This is a genomic window from Streptomyces sp. NPDC057445, from assembly GCF_042802855.1.
Classification (GTDB): Bacteria; Actinomycetota; Actinomycetes; order Streptomycetales; family Streptomycetaceae; genus Streptomyces.
Genome location: NZ_JBHVDH010000007.1, coordinates 88747 through 103147, shown reverse-complemented (window position 1 = coordinate 103147; position 14401 = coordinate 88747). Strand labels below are relative to the sequence as shown.

General features: G+C 71.0%; 11 protein-coding genes and 1 pseudogene. 8 read left to right on the top strand and 4 right to left on the bottom strand.

The annotated features are described in order from the left end of the window. The first annotated feature begins 170 nt into the window (after positions 1-170). Together ACFU5O_RS17875 and ACFU5O_RS17870 are read left to right on the top strand one after the other, a co-directional pair. Entirely contained in the window at positions 171-821 is a 651-nt protein-coding gene (locus ACFU5O_RS17875; protein WP_384241292.1) for a TetR/AcrR family transcriptional regulator, read from the top strand. A 343-nt stretch (positions 822-1164) separates the two neighbouring features. Beyond that, entirely contained in the window at positions 1165-2688 is a 1524-nt protein-coding gene (locus tag ACFU5O_RS17870; protein WP_384241290.1) for an MFS transporter, read from the top strand. 225 nt (positions 2689-2913) lie between these two features. Here the strand turns inward: ACFU5O_RS17870 and ACFU5O_RS17865 are convergent, their stop codons facing one another. Continuing rightward, on the bottom strand, positions 2914-3420 hold the full coding sequence (locus ACFU5O_RS17865; protein WP_384241288.1) for a MarR family winged helix-turn-helix transcriptional regulator: 507 nt from the start codon (positions 3418-3420) through the stop codon (positions 2914-2916). A gap of 211 nt (positions 3421-3631) precedes the next feature. Here ACFU5O_RS17865 and ACFU5O_RS17860 point away from each other — a divergent pair, with 211 nt between their 5' ends. Further along, positions 3632-4393 (top strand): dioxygenase, encoded by a 762-nt coding sequence (locus ACFU5O_RS17860; RefSeq protein ID WP_384241698.1) that lies wholly within the window; start codon positions 3632-3634, stop codon positions 4391-4393. 214 nt (positions 4394-4607) lie between these two features. Here the strand turns inward: ACFU5O_RS17860 and ACFU5O_RS17855 are convergent. Then, a pseudogene (locus ACFU5O_RS17855) lies at positions 4608-5123 on the bottom strand (GNAT family N-acetyltransferase); the annotation flags it as partial. Positions 5124-5280: 157 nt separating this feature from the next. Here ACFU5O_RS17855 and ACFU5O_RS17850 point away from each other — a divergent pair. Next, entirely contained in the window at positions 5281-6306 is a 1026-nt protein-coding gene (locus tag ACFU5O_RS17850) for an RNA polymerase sigma factor RpoD/SigA (protein ID WP_384241285.1), read from the top strand. A gap of 208 nt (positions 6307-6514) precedes the next feature. On the opposite strand, the gene ACFU5O_RS17845 is transcribed toward ACFU5O_RS17850, so the two are convergent. After that, the gene (locus ACFU5O_RS17845; RefSeq protein WP_384241283.1) at positions 6515-7477 is read right to left on the bottom strand and encodes a helix-turn-helix transcriptional regulator; all 963 of its coding nucleotides are present in this window, start codon (positions 7475-7477) and stop codon (positions 6515-6517) included. A 258-nt stretch (positions 7478-7735) separates the two neighbouring features. On the opposite strand from ACFU5O_RS17845, the gene ACFU5O_RS17840 reads away from it, so the two are divergent. The 4 genes from ACFU5O_RS17840 to ACFU5O_RS17825 all read left to right on the top strand — a co-directional run bounded on the left by ACFU5O_RS17840 (position 7736) and on the right by ACFU5O_RS17825 (position 13460). Then, complete coding sequence (locus tag ACFU5O_RS17840) at positions 7736-9205, top strand: MFS transporter (RefSeq protein ID WP_384241695.1); 1470 nt, start codon at positions 7736-7738, stop codon at positions 9203-9205. A gap of 225 nt (positions 9206-9430) precedes the next feature. After that, positions 9431-10192, top strand: coding sequence for a DeoR/GlpR family DNA-binding transcription regulator (locus tag ACFU5O_RS17835; RefSeq protein ID WP_384241281.1), 762 nt, complete (start codon positions 9431-9433; stop codon positions 10190-10192). Beyond that, entirely contained in the window at positions 10189-11142 is a 954-nt protein-coding gene (gene pfkB / locus ACFU5O_RS17830) for a 1-phosphofructokinase (protein ID WP_384241279.1), read from the top strand. The genes ACFU5O_RS17835 and pfkB overlap by 4 nt, the downstream gene beginning before the upstream one ends. Further along, positions 11139-13460 carry a fructose-specific PTS transporter subunit EIIC gene (locus ACFU5O_RS17825; protein WP_384241277.1) on the top strand — a complete coding sequence of 774 codons (2322 nt, stop codon included), beginning with the start codon at positions 11139-11141 and terminating at the stop codon, positions 13458-13460. The genes pfkB and ACFU5O_RS17825 overlap by 4 nt, the downstream gene beginning before the upstream one ends. Positions 13461-13481: 21 nt before the next feature. Here the strand turns inward: ACFU5O_RS17825 and ACFU5O_RS17820 are convergent, their stop codons facing one another. After that, a complete protein-coding gene (locus ACFU5O_RS17820; RefSeq protein WP_384241275.1) occupies positions 13482-14315 on the bottom strand; it encodes a DUF6227 family protein in 834 nt (277 codons plus the stop codon). Positions 14316-14401 lie beyond the last annotated feature (86 nt).

The following is a 14401-nucleotide window of genomic DNA, read 5'->3' as shown; positions in this document are numbered from 1 at the left end:
TGAACCGGTGAACCTGCGAAACGGGGAGGCATTCCCCGGATGCGGTTGCCCGTGGTCGGCCACAAGGCCGGGCCGGGACGGAAGGCCGCGGGGCCGACCGTATGAGACGTGACAGCTACGAGTACGAGCCACAGCGAGTACGAGTGACGACGACGAGAGGGAGTGGAGCCGTGAGCACCGCCACCGACACCGCAGTGCGCCGAGCCGGCAGGCCGCGCGCCGACGCTCTGCGCAACCGGGAGCGGATCGTATCGGCGGCCCGTGAGGTGTTCGTCGAGTTCGGCCCCGAGGTGCCGCTCGACGAGATCGCCCGCCGCGCCGGTGTCGGCAACGCGACTCTCTACCGGAACTTCCACGACCGGGCGACTCTGATCCACGAGGTCGTCCTCAGCGTCATGGCGCGCACCGCGGAGCGTGCGGAGGAGGCGGCCGCCGAGGAGGCGGACCCCTTCGCCGCGCTGACGCGCTTCACCTATGCGGCTGCCGACGAGCGGATCGGCGCGCTCTGCCCGATGCTCTCCGGAGGCTTCGACAAGGATCATCCCGAACTGCTCGCCGAGCGCGACCGGCTCGAAGAGGCCGTGCAGGGCCTCATGGACCGTGCGCAGGCGGCGGGCAGGCTCCGCCCCGACGTCGCCGTCGGAGATCTGATGGTGGCCATCTCCCAGCTCACCCGGCCGCTGCCGGGCACCGTGTGCCCGGACATGGACCGGTTCACCCACCGCCATCTGCAGCTGTTGCTGGACGGTCTCGAAGCGCCCGCGCGCTCCGAACTGCCCGGTGCGGCCGCGACCTTGGAGGACCTGCGGCACAAGCCGTGAGCCGTGAGCCACGGCGCGCCGTCATTCGCGACCGGCGAGCATCGCGCCCCGCGGCCGACCGACCCTGCGACCCATAGCCCGCCCGCAACCCGCAACCCGTAACCCGCGATCCGTAACCCGCGATCCGTAACTCGCGATCCGGCTCCCGCACTTCGACCACCGCAAATCGACCCAGCCGATCCGATCACGGCGACCCTGTCCCGGCGATCGGACCGCGGCGATCCGACTCCCTCATCCGTACGGACGGTCCGCACCCGGCGGCCCGTAAGGCCCGCCGTACGACCTGAACGACGCCCGTTTTCGCCCTGCTCGCTCCCTTACGCACCCTTAGGTGGCTACACCCATGTCAAAAACAGCCGAAACCCGGCTCCCGGACCCCAGTCGCTGGAAAGCCCTGGTCTTCATCGCCCTCGCCCAGTTGATGGTCGTGCTCGACGCGACGATCGTGAACATCGCGCTGCCGTCCGCCCAGCAGGACCTGGGGATTTCGGACGGCAACCGGCAGTGGGTCATCACCGCCTACGCCCTGGCCTTCGGCGGGCTGCTGCTGTTCGGCGGACGCATAGCCGACCTGTGGGGCCGCAAGCGCACCTTCGTGGTCGGCCTGCTCGGGTTCGCCGCCGCGTCCGCGCTCGGTGGCGCGGCCTCCGGCGAGGCCATGCTGCTCGGCTCGAGGGCGCTGCAGGGCGCGTTCGGCGCACTGCTCGCCCCCGCCGCCCTCTCGCTGCTCGCCGTGATGTTCACCGACGCCAAGGAGCGGGCCAAGGCCTTCGGCATCTATGGAGCGATCGCCGGTGGCGGTGGCGCCGTCGGACTGATTCTCGGCGGCTTCCTCACCGAATACCTGGACTGGCGCTGGACGTTCTTCGTCAACATCCCCTTCGCGGTCGCCGCCGCGGCGGGCGCGTACTTCGTCATCCGTGAGCCGGCCGGCGGGCGCAACCGCTCGCCGCTCGACATCCCCGGCGTCATTCTGTCCACCCTCGGTCTGGTGGCCCTGGTGTACGGCTTCACGCGCGCCGAGTCGGACGGCTGGTCGGACTCCACGACGATCGGCCTCTTCGTCGCCTCTGCCGTTCTGCTCGCGGCCTTCGTTCTCACCGAGTCGAAGGTGCGGTCGCCGCTTCTGCCGCTGCGCGTTCTGACCGACCGCAACCGCGGCGGTGTCTACCTCTCGCTGGGCCTCGCCATCATCGCGATGTTCGGCCTGTTCCTCTTCCTCACGTACTACCTGCAGGTCGTGAAGGGTTACTCGCCGGTCAAGACGGGCTTCGCCTTCCTTCCGATGATCGCGGGCATGATCACGGGCTCCACGCAGATCGGCGCCCGGCTGATGACCCGCGTGCCGCCCCGGCTGCTCATGGGTCCGGGCTTCCTGGTCGCCGGGACCGGCATGCTGCTGCTGACGCAGCTCGAGATCGGGTCCTCTTACACCGGTCTGATCCTGCCCGCGCAGCTGCTGCTCGGCCTCGGCATGGGCACGGCCTTCATGCCGGCGATGTCGCTCTCCACGCACGGCGTCGAGGCGCGGGACGCGGGCGTCGCCTCCGCGATGGTGAACACCTCGCAGCAGGTGGGCGGCGCGATCGGCACCGCCCTGCTCAACACGATCGCCGCGTCCGCCACCACCACCTACATCACCGCGCACGCGGCGGGGGCGACCGGCCCCAAGGCGCAGCAACTGCTGCAGCTGCAGGGCATGGTGCACGGCTACGCCAGCGCGATCTGGTGGGCGGTCGGCATCCTGGCGGCGTCCGCGGCCATCGCTTTCGCCTTCATCAACACCGGGCGGCCGGGAGCGACGGCCGTGGTGTCCTCCGGGGACGGCGTCGACGACGAGGTGAAGATCCCGGTGGTCGCGCACTGAGCCCGGTGGCGGTGGGGCGCGGTTGACGCCACCGTGAGGGAGAGCGGGTCCCCGCCCGGGTTCATGGAACCCGGGCGGGGACCCGTCTTGTATGTGCCCGTCCCCTGGCCCCGTCCCCTGGCCCCGTCCCCTGGGCGCGTCCTCTGGGCCCGTTCCCTGGTCCCGTCCTCTGGTCCCGTCCTCTGGCCCCGTCCCCCGGCCCCGTCCCCTGTGCCCGAACGTGTCTCAGCGCAGCCAGGGGAGGTCCGCGCCGGTGCCGTCCGGCTCGAGACCCTCGGTCATGATCCGGGTGATCTCGCCGAGCTGGCGTACCTGCTCCGGGGTGAGACGGTCGAAGATCGCTTGCCGTACGGCGGTGACATGCGCGGGGGCCGCGTTCTTCAGGACCTCGTACCCCTCGTCGGTGAGATACGCGTTCTGGCCCCGTCTGTCGGACGGACAGTCCTCGCGGCGCACCCACCCGTTCTTCTCCAGGCGTGCGATCGCGTGCGAGAGCCGCGAGCGGGTGATCTTGGCGTCCTTGGCCAGCTCGGTCATGCGGAGGCGGCGGCGCGGAGCCTCGGAGAGCTGGACGAGTAGGCCGTAGTAGATGTGCGGCATGCCCGCGTCCCGCTGGAGCCGGCGGTCGAGACTGTCCTCGAGGAGCGTGGTGGCGTGGCGGTAGGAGCGCCATATGCGCTGCTCCTCCGAGCTGAGCCAGCGACCTTCGCCCGCGTTGGATGCCGTCGTCATGCATCTACTCTACGAGCCTTTTCTTGAAAGTTGAACAAGATGGCCCTAGTCTTCTGAGGTACAGGAACTTGAAGATTCAAGATCGACTGCTCGGGAGGCTCCGATGGGCACCATGGACGCGGCGAGCGCGGCGAACGCCATAGACCCTGTGGGCCCCGTGGCCCCCCTGAGCTCGGATGCCGCCTCGCCCGGCCCGGTCGCCACGGGGCGGATGCCGGCTCTCTATCTCTCACACGGCGCGCCTCCGCTCGCCGACGACCCGGTCTGGCCGGGCCAGCTCGCGGCCTGGTCGGCGGGCCTGCCCCGGCCGAAGGCCATCCTGGTCGTCTCCGCGCACTGGGAGGAGGCCCCGCTCGCGCTCGGCGCGACGGAGACCGTGCCGCTCGTGTACGACTTCTGGGGCTTTCCCGAGCACTACTACCGGGTCCGTTACGAGGCCCCGGGTGCGCCCGCACTCGCCGAGTCCGTGCGGAAGCTGCTGCGCGGCCCCGGCACTCCCGTGCAGGACATGCCGGACCGCGGCCTCGATCACGGGGCGTACGTCCCGCTCGTCGAGATGTTCCCCGGCGCCGACACTCCCGTACTGCAGATCTCCATGCCGACGCTCGACCCGCAGCGGCTCCTCGCCATCGGGCGCAAGCTCGCACCACTGCGCGACGAGGGCGTGCTGATCGTCGGCAGCGGCTTCTTCACCCACAACCTCGCGGCGCTGCGGCACGTGGGCGGCGGCGTCCCCGGCTGGTCGGTGGAGTTCGACGACTGGGGGCAGCGGGCGCTGGCCGCCGCGGACGTGGACGCCCTGCTCGACTTCGAGCACAAGTCGCCGGCGGGGAGACTCGCGCACCCGCGCACCGAGCACTTCGCGCCGTTGTTCGTGACCCTGGGTGCCGCGGGCGACGAACCGGCGCACAGCCGGAGCGTCATCGACGGCTTCTGGATGGGGCTGGCGAAGCGCTCGGTCCAGTTCGGCTAGGGTCTCTCCTCCGGATCAGGCCGGATCAGGCCGGATCGGTGAGCGGGGTCGCGCGCCGTCCGCCCGCAGGGCGGGGCGAGCCGGGCAGGAGTTCTCAGACACGGCCCGGGGCGACCGCAAGTGGTCCGCTGCCGCGGGACTCCGTACGGTCGGTGCCAGGGCGGCGTCCCGCGCTCCAGCGGTCCGGGTCCGGGGTCGGGTCCGGGCCCTGGTCCAGTCTCTTCTCGAACCAGGCCACGTCCCAGTACCGGCCGAACTTCCGCCCGACCTCCTCGTACGTCCCGACGTGCCGGAACCCGAAGCGCTCGTGGAGCCGGACCGAGGCCTTGTTCGGCAAGGCGATCCCCGCGTAGGCGCGGTGCAGGTCCTCGCCGGCGAGTGCGTCGAAGAGCGCGTCGTAGAGGAGGGTGCCGATGCCGCGGCCCGCCGCGTCGGGAGCGAGATAGACGCTGACCTCCACCGAGGTGGCGTAGGCGGCCTTCGGCCGGAACGCGCTGCTGGTCGCGTATCCAAGGGTCCGGCCGGAACGGACATCCCGAGCAACCAGAAGACGGTGCGGGCCGTCTTCAGGGTGGGAGCGCAGCCAGGGGCGGCGCTGCTCGGGGGTGAAAGCGACGGTGTCGAAGGTCACGGCCGTCTCGCGGACGTAGTGGTTGTACAGCTCCGTGAGTGCCGGAAGATCCGCCTCCGAGCCCGCCTTGACCTGCGTCTCCATGTGCTCCGGCAGCATTCGTCCTCCCGTGGTGGCCGGACAGGGTACTGCAAGATCACAAAAATCCCTGCACCGCCTGGGAATTCTGTCCGGTTTCCAGTCGTTGTTTCCCTCGGATGCAGGGCACCCGGAAGACTCTGAAGGGTGTCGCGACCTACTCAGCAAGGGAGCACGCATGGCAACCCGTGCCGTCGCCCGTCGTCAGTCCGCCGCAAACGGGGCTGGGGCCAACAGGGCAAGCAGCGTTCGCGCCGTGGGCGGGGAGATCGCCGACCGCGACCTGGTCGGCATGTATCTCGACGAGATCGCGCGTACGCCCCTGCTCGACGCCGCAAAGGAGGTCGAGCTCTCCCAGACCATCGAGGCCGGTGTGTACGCCACGCAGATCCTCGACGGCTCCGTGACATCGGACGCCGCCAAGGGTTCGGGCGACGGGGGCGCTGTCACGCGCGAGGAACTGGAGGCGCTGGTCGCCCAGGGCGAGCGCGCCAAGGACATCTTCATCCGGTCGAACCTCCGCCTGGTGGTGGCCGTGGCCCGGCGCTATCCCCGCAGCGGCCTTCCGCTGCTGGATCTGATCCAGGAGGGAAACGCGGGCCTGGTGCGCGCGGTCGAGAAGTTCGACTACGCGAAGGGCTTCAAGTTCTCGACGTACGCGACGTGGTGGATCCGTCAGGCCATCACGCGTTCCATAGCCGACCAGTCCCGCACGATCCGGCTCCCCGTCCATCTGGTGGAGGAGCTGGGCCGGATCCGCCGTGTCCAGCGCGAGTTCAACCGCGAGAACGGCCGTGAGCCCGAGCCGGCCGAGGTGGCCGCGGAGCTGGGCTCCACGCCGGAGCGGATCGTCGACGTGCTGGACTGGGCCCGGGACCCGGTCTCACTGAACATGTCGGTCGACGACGAGGGCGAGACGCAGTTCGGCGATCTGCTGGAGGACACCTCGGCGGTGTCGCCGGAGCAGTCGGTGCTGACGCTGCTGCGCAGCGAGGAACTGGACGATCTGATCGACAAGCTCGACCACCGGACCGCGTCGATCATCCGTATGCGGTACGGCATCGAGGACGGCCGCGAGCGTACGCTGACCGAGGTGGGCAAGGAGCACGGCCTGACGCGCGAGCGCATCCGCCAGATCGAGAAGCACGCGCTGCTCGAGCTGAAGCGGATGGCGCGGGACACCGGCTTCGACGCGGCGGCGTGAGCGGTGTGGGGCGCGACCCCACGCCCCCTGAGCGGACCCCGGCACCTTCCCCCCGGTGTCGGGGTCCTTATCTTTCCGGTCTTTCCGGACGGCTCTGTTCGGACGGCTCTGTCCGGACGGCTCTCTGTGCGATCTGGAACGGTGGACGCGATCCGGAACGGTGGACGCGATCCGGAACGGTGGATCCGGAGCCTGCCGCCCCGCCGCCTCAGCGCCCCGCGCGCGTGAGACGCGCGCCCAGTTCCGAGAGGTGCTCGGCCAGCGTCGCCGGGGCATGGACCGTGAACTCGCAGTCGACCAGCGCCAGCCGGACGGCGAGCCACTCCAGCGAGTCCTGTGAGCTGGTGTGCAGACGGCAGCTGTCCGGTCCTGTCGCCTCGGGCGTACCGAGGTAGCCGGGGAGCCGGGCCGCGACGTACTCCGCGGGCGCCCCGAAGGACACGTCCAGCGCGTGTTCCGGCTGATTCCGGTACATGGAGTGGGACAGGAGTTTCACCGCGTCCCAGCCGGCCGGCACCTCGCGCGGCGTGAAGCGGGCTCCCGTGGCGAAGGTGTCTCGCACCCGGTCCACCCGGAACGTACGCCAGTCCTCCCGCTCGAGGTCGTAAGCGACCAGGTACCACCGCCGGCCCGTCGAGATCAGCCGGTACGGCTCGACCTGCCGCTTCGTCTCCGTGCCGTCCCCCGAGCGATAGCCGAACCGCAGCCGCTCCCGGCCGGTGACCGTTGCCGCGATGGCGGTGAGCGTGTGCGGATGGACGGTGGCGCCGTCGCCGCGGGTGAAGGGAATCATCGCGTTCTGCAGGGTCGACACCCGGTGCCGCAGCCGCGACGGCAGCACCTGCTCCAGCTTCGCGAGGGCCCTTACGGACGCCTCTTCGACCCCTTCGATGGCATGCCCGGCCCCCGCCCGCAGCCCCACCGCGATCGCGACGGCCTCCTCGTCGTCGAGGAGCAGCGGCGGCATGGCCGTGCCCGCGACCAGCCGGTATCCGCCGACCGCGCCTTTCGTGGCCTCGACGGGATAGCCGAGGTCGCGCAGCCGGTCGATGTCCCGCCGGATCGTGCGCGGGCTGACCTGGAGCCTCTCGGCGAGTTCGCTGCCCGGCCACTCGCGCGGCGTCTGGAGGAGGGACAGCAGATTCAGCAGTCGTGCCGGGGTGTCCGTCATGAGCCTCAGATTGCCAGCCTTCTAGGACATGAGCTGACCTATATCCTCACTAATTTGCTTCGCATGAGCTCCGAAGCCGCCGTACCGGATACGGCAACGTCCACCCCTGTCTCCGCTTCCGTACCCGCTCCAGCGTCCGCGCCGGCGCTGGAAAACCCGTCTCCTCGCACGTCTGTGGAGGCGCCCGAGGGGGCCGGGCCGGCGGCGGGTCCCGACGCCGTGGCCGACCGGCGTCGCTGGATAGCCCTGGCCATCGTCATGACCGCGGCTTTCATGGACCTGGTCGACGTCACCATCGTCAACATCGCGATCCCGAGCATCGAGCGGGACCTGGGAGCGTCGTTCGGGGCGATCCAGTGGATCACCGCCGGTTACGCGCTGGCGTTCGCCGCCGGACTCATCACAGGTGGTCGTCTCGGGGACATCTTCGGCCGCAAGCGGCTGTTCCTGATCGGAATCACCGGCTTCACCGTCGCCTCCGCGCTGTGCGGCTTCGCCGCCGGTGCGGAGATGCTGGTCGCCGCGCGGATGCTGCAGGGCGCCATGGCCGCGATGATGGTGCCTCAGGTGCTCTCGATCATCCATGTGACCTTCCCGGCGCACGAACGCGGCAAGGTCTTCGGGATGTTCGGTGCGATCGTCGGCCTCGGTGCGGTGTCCGGTCCGCTGCTCGGTGCGCTGCTGACCGAGTGGAATCTGTTCGGGCTGGAGTGGCGGCCCATCTTCCTGATCAACCTTCCGGTCGGCATCGCGGGCGTCATCCTGGGCCGGAGGTTCATCACCGAGTCGAAGGCCGAGAAGGCGCTCCGCCTCGACCTGGTCGGCGTCGCACTCGTCACGGCCGGTCTGCTGATGCTGATCTACCCGCTCACGCGCGGCCGTGAGCTGGACTGGCCGCTCTGGGGTCATCTGTGCATGGCGGGCAGTCCGCTCGTGTTCGGCGTGTTCGTGGCGTACGAGAAGCGGAAGACGCGCAAGGACGGTTCGCCGCTCGTCGAGCTGTCGCTGTTCCGTGTGAAGAGCTTCGCCGCCGGCGTCGCGGTGCAGCTGACCTTCGGCGTGGTCATGGGCATCTTCTTCCTGGTCTGGACGCTGTACATGCAGATCGGCCTCGGCTGGAGCCCGCTGAAGGCGGGTCTGACCGGGGTGCCGTTCTCCATCGCGGTGTCGCTGGCGGCCGGCATGTCCGTGCAGCAGCTCGTACCGCGCTTCGGCCGGAAGGTGCTGCAGGCGGGCGCGCTGACGATGGCTGCGGGGCTGCTCCTCTACATCTGGGAGGCCGGGCGGTACGGCACGGGGATCCACTCCTGGCAGATGATCGCGCCGCTCGTGGTCATGGGTCTCGGTATGGGGCTGATCGTGGCGCCGCTGACGGACGCGGTGCTGTCGGATGTGCCGCGGGAACACGCCGGTTCGGCGTCCGGGCTGATCAACACCACCACGCAGATGGGCAATGCGCTCGGGCTCGGGCTGGTGTCGGTCGTCTTCTTCGGGACGATCGATGAGCAGCGGCCGGCTCCGGCCGAGGTGGGCCAGGCGTTCTCGGACGCATTCCAGGGCTCACTGTGGTGGGTCGTCGCGGTGCTGGTCGTGATCTTCCTGGTGATGTTCGCGCTCCCGGCGCGGCCGAAGCAGCACCTGGAGGGCGCCGGCGCCACGGACGAGACCGGGCAGGAGGCCGGCGCCGGGCAGCAGGGCAAGGAGCGGGAGCCGGCGCTGACGCACTGAGCCCGCAGGCCGCGGAGGCCCGGGGGGAGGCCCGGCACGGGGGACGTTTTCCCGGTGCCGGGCTTTCGTGTGCCCGGGGCTCTTGGCCCGCGCCGTGTCCCGTCGCCAGCCGTCGCAGAGCCCGAATATGTCCGTCCGGTGCCCGAATCTGTTTACTTTGCGGAATCCTGGGCGTAGCCTTGCGGTGAAACCACAGGTTCGGGCACGGAACGGACGTAAACCCACATGTATGCACCGGAGCGTCAGCAGCAGATCCTCCATCTCGCCCGCGAGGGCGGACGCGTCGATGTGCTGTCTCTCGCCGACGAGTTCCAGGTCACCGCCGAGACCATCAGGCGTGACCTGAAGGCCCTCGACCGGGCCGGGCTCGTGCGCCGGGTGCACGGTGGGGCCATTCCGGCCGGGCGACTCGACTTCGAGCCGGATCTTGCCGAGCGGGAGTCCACCGCGGCCGACGAGAAGGACCGCATAGCCCGGGCGGCACTCGCCGAGCTGCCGAAGGACGGCAGCGTCATTCTGGACGCGGGCTCGACGGTGGCGCGGCTCGCGGCGGCGTTTCCGCTGGAGTGCTTGCTCACGGTCGTCACCCACGCGCTGCCCGCCGCGTCGCGGCTCGCCGATCACCCCGGTATCGATCTGCATCTGGTCGGCGGCCGAGTCCGGCAGCGTACGCGTGCCGCCGTCGACGCGTGGGCCCTGAGGGCGTACGGCGAGATTCGCGCCGATGTCGTCTTCCTCGGCACCAACGGCTTCTCGGTCACCGCCGGACTGACCACGCCCGACCTCGCAGAGGCCGCCGTGAAGCGGGCCGTCGTCGCGGCCGCGCGGCGGGTGGTGCTGCTCGCCGACTCGAACAAGTACGGCGAGGAACACTTCGCGCGCTTCGCGGACCTCGCCGACGTCGATCTGCTCATCACCGACAGCGGGCTCAGCCCCGAGGACGCCGCGGCGATCGAGGCCGCGGGCACGGAAGTGGTACGCACATGATCCTCACCGTCACACCGAACCCGTCGCTTGACCGGACGTACGAGATCCCGGACCTGGAGCGCGGTGAAGTGCTGCGTGCCACCGGCGAGCGCATGGACCCGGGCGGCAAGGGCGTCAACGTCTCCCTGGCGGTCGCCGCGGCCGGGCACCGCACCGTCGCGGTGATGCCGCTCGGCGGCGCTCCGGGCGGACTGGTCGCCGAGCTGCTCGAGGGGGAGGGGGTCGAGGTCGCACCGGTGAGGATCGTGGGCGTGACGCGGTCGAACATCGCGCTGGCGGAGCGGGACGGCACGCTGACGAAGATCAACGCGCCTGGCCCGCGGCTCACGGCCGCCGAATCGAGAGCTCTCCTCGCCGCGGTACTGGAGCACTCCTCATCCGTGTCGTGGATCGTCTGCAGCGGCAGCCTGCCACTGGGCCTCACCCCCGCCTGGTACGCCGAGCTGGTCACGCGGGCGCACGAATGGGGCGCCCGGATCGCCGTCGACACCTCCGGCCCTTCGCTGCTGGCCGCGCTCCCGGCCCGGCCCGATGTCGTGAAACCGAACGCCGACGAACTCGCCGAGGCGGTCGGACGGCCGCTCGCGACGGTGGGGGACGCCGTGAAGGCCGCCGAGGAGCTGCGATCCCTCGGAGCGGCAACGGTCCTGGCCAGCCTGGGCGCGGACGGACAACTGCTCGTCTCGGACGCGGGCGTCCACTACGGTGCCGCGCCGGTCTCCGCCGTGCGGAGCAACGTCGGCGCCGGGGACGCGTCCCTCGCCGGTTTCCTGGCGGCCGGTGGCGAGGGGCCGGATGCCCTGGCCGCCGCCGTGGCGCACGGCGCCGCGGCCGTCCAACTGCCGGGCAGCGTGATGCCCACGCCGTCCGACCTCGATACCGCCGCGGTCCAGGTGACCGCGGACGTCCCCCTGGACCGCGTACTCACGGAGCAAGGGAGCCCGCGATGAGCGACATGATCACCGCGGACCTGGTCGACCTCGACCTGGCCGCCGCGACGAAGGAAGAGGCGGCCCGCTCGCTGGCGCGGCGCATGGTCACGCTCGGCCGCGTCACCGACCTCGACGGCTTCCTCGCCGATGTGGCCGCACGGGAGGCGCAGATGCCGACGGGCCTCGACGGCGGGATCGGTATTCCCCACTGCCGCAGCCCCCACGTGGCCGAACCGACCCTGGCCTTCGGCCGAGCTCCCCAGGGCATCGACTTCGGCGCCCCCGACGGCCCGGCGGACCTCGTCTTCCTCATAGCCGCCCCGTCGGGAGCCGACGACGCCCACCTCACGATCCTCTCCTCCCTCGCCCGCCGCCTGATGGACGGGGACTTCACCACCGCCCTCCGCACGACGGCCTCACCCCGTGTCGCCGCGGCCATGCTCCGCGGGGACGCCGACCCGGACGCGGCGGACGCGACTGCGGACGCGGCGACTTCCGGCGGCGGGGCAGCGAGCGGCGAAGCGGAGGGCACCGACGCCACGGAGCCCGCTGCCGAGCCTGGCGCGGCCGGCCCGCCGGCGCAGGCCGGTGCCGCTGCGCAGTCGGTGACCTCAGATCCCGAGGCGGGGGCGACGAATGCCGCGGCCTCCTCGGCCGGCGCTTCGTCCGTCGGCGCGGAGCCGGCAACGACGAATGCCGGGCCCGGGCGGACCGCCGCTCCGGAGGGCGCGAACGCCCCGGCGGCGCCCGGCGCCGCGCCTGCCTCGGACGCGGTGCCCGGGACGACGGCCGCGACCTCCGCGCCCCCAGCGCCCGTAGCCTCCGATCCAGGGAAGGACGGGGCTGAGGGAGGGGGACAGGAACCGTTCCGCATCGTCGCCGTCACCTCCTGCCCGACCGGTATCGCCCACACCTACATGGCCGCCGAGTCCCTCGAGAAGGCCGGACGCGCCGCAGGCGTCGAGGTGGTCGTCGAGACGCAGGGATCAGCCGGGTTCGCGCGGCTCGACCCCGCCGTCGTCGACGCGGCCGACGGCGTGATCTTCGCGCACGACGTGCCCGTACGGGACAAGCACCGCTTCGCCGGGAAGCCTGTCGTCGACGTCGGGGTGAAGGCCGGGATCAACCGGCCCGCCGAGCTCATATCCGAGGTCCGGGAGAAGGCCGCCCGGGGCGAGGTGAGCGACGCCGTGGCCGGCGGCCCCGTGGAGCGCTCCGGCGGTCCCGACGAGGGGTACGGCACCAAGCTCCGCAAGTGGCTGATGTCCGGAGTCAGTTACATGATTCCGTTCGTCGCGGCGGGAGGCCTGCTCATCGCGCTCGGCTTCGCCATCGGCGGCTACGAGATCGCCGGCGCCAAGCCCGTCGCCGAGGCGTTCGCCTGGGGCGACCCGACCAGTTGGGCCGCGCTCCTCTTCCAGATCGGCGGGCTGGCCTTCAGCTTCCTGATCCCGGTGCTCGCGGGGTACATCGCCTACGGAATGGCCGACCGCCCCGGCCTCGTACCGGGCTTCGTCGGCGGGGCGATCGCGATCACGATCAAGGCGGGCTTCCTCGGCGGCCTGGTCGCGGGACTCCTCGCGGGCGCCGTCGTGATGGCCATCCAGAGAGTCAGGGTGCCCGCCGTGCTGCGGGGCATCATGCCCGTCGTCGTGATTCCCCTGATCTCGTCCGCGATCGTCGGTTTTCTGATGTTCCTGGTGATCGGCAAGCCGCTCGCGAAGCTCCAGCAGGGCCTCACCGACTGGCTGAACGGCCTCACGGGCGCCAACGCCGTCATCCTGGGTGTGATCCTCGGACTGATGATGTGCTTCGATCTGGGCGGTCCGCTCAACAAGGTCGCGTACACCTTCGCGGTCGGCGGTCTCGCCAATGCCACCGACGGCTCTCTCAAGGTCATGGCGGCCGTGATGGCCGCGGGCATGGTGCCGCCGCTGGCGCTGGCACTGGCGACGACCGTGCGCGCCAGGCTCTTCACGAAGGCGGAGCGGGAGAACGGCAAGGCGGCCTGGGTGCTGGGCGCTTCGTTCATCACGGAGGGCGCGATCCCGTTCGCCGCGGCCGACCCGCTGAGGGTCATCCCGTCGGTGATGGCGGGCGGCGCCGTGACCGGCGCCCTGTCCATGGCCTTCGGATGCACTCTGCGCGCACCGCACGGCGGCATCTTCGTGGTCCCGCTGATCGGCAACGCGTTCCTCTACCTCGTGGCCGTTCTCGCGGGCACCGTCGTCGGCGCGGGCCTGGTCATCCTGCTGAAAGGCATGCGCAGGACGTCGGAGGTGACCGGGCCGGCCGAGGCGGCGTCCGACAAGCCCCAGGTGGTCGCGGCCGTCTGAGCCCGGCCCCGGACCCGTCGGTCAGCGCACTCGCGCGCGGAGCTCCATCGCCCCGCGTGCGGTGCGCTCGTCGGCGTAGACCTCGCACATGTGGCGGCCGTCGGGCGTCGCCGTGTGCTCGACCTCCCACAGACTCAGCTCGGTGCCGTCGAGCAGCAGGAACGCATGCTCGTAGAGGGTGAACCCCGAATCCCGGCCGTCGGCCAGGCACTGGCGGCCGAATGCCTGACCGATGTGGTGGGCGAAGGCGGACCGCAACAGCCGGGCCGTCTCCTCGCCCGGCCGGTCGGGGTTCTCGGCGCGGCGCAGCAGCCGGCGGGCATGGTCGGGGGAGTCGTCGGGGGCGTACGTACGCGCCGGGGCGGCGGGGGCCGTTGCCAGCAGTCTGCCGAGCAGCTCCAGATCGGCGTCCAGATCGGCGTCGGGGCCCGTGTCCAGGCCGGCGTCGGGACCGGCATCCGGATCGGGACCGGCCTCCGGCCAGGCGCCCGGTGCCACGGCGCGACCGTCGCCGCCCGCACCGCCCGGCTGCTGTCGGCCGAAGGCCCGGAGCCGGGAGGCGGCGAGCCGCGCCTCCGTCTCCTCCGTGTACAGCTCGTGCTGGTCGGCGCCGCCCCGGCCGGTGTTGTGGACGAGCTCCCAGAGGGTGAGCGAGGAACCGTCGGCCAGCAGATACGTATGCCGGTAGGTCGTGCGGTGCAGCGTCGCGCTGTGGTGCGAGGAGTGGAGCGAACTGGCGTGAGCCAGCGCGGATTCGAGCCGGTCGACCATGGTGTCGGGAAGGTCGAAGGAGTTGAGTGCCCGACCCAGGAGCCGCTCGAGGTGCGTCTCGGTTGTCTCGTACGGATCGTTCAAGGTGGATCTCCGGATCTCCAGGCCGTTGCCACACGTCACTTGGTGACTGCTTAACGTAGTCCCTGGGTCCGACATCTCGTCCAGGG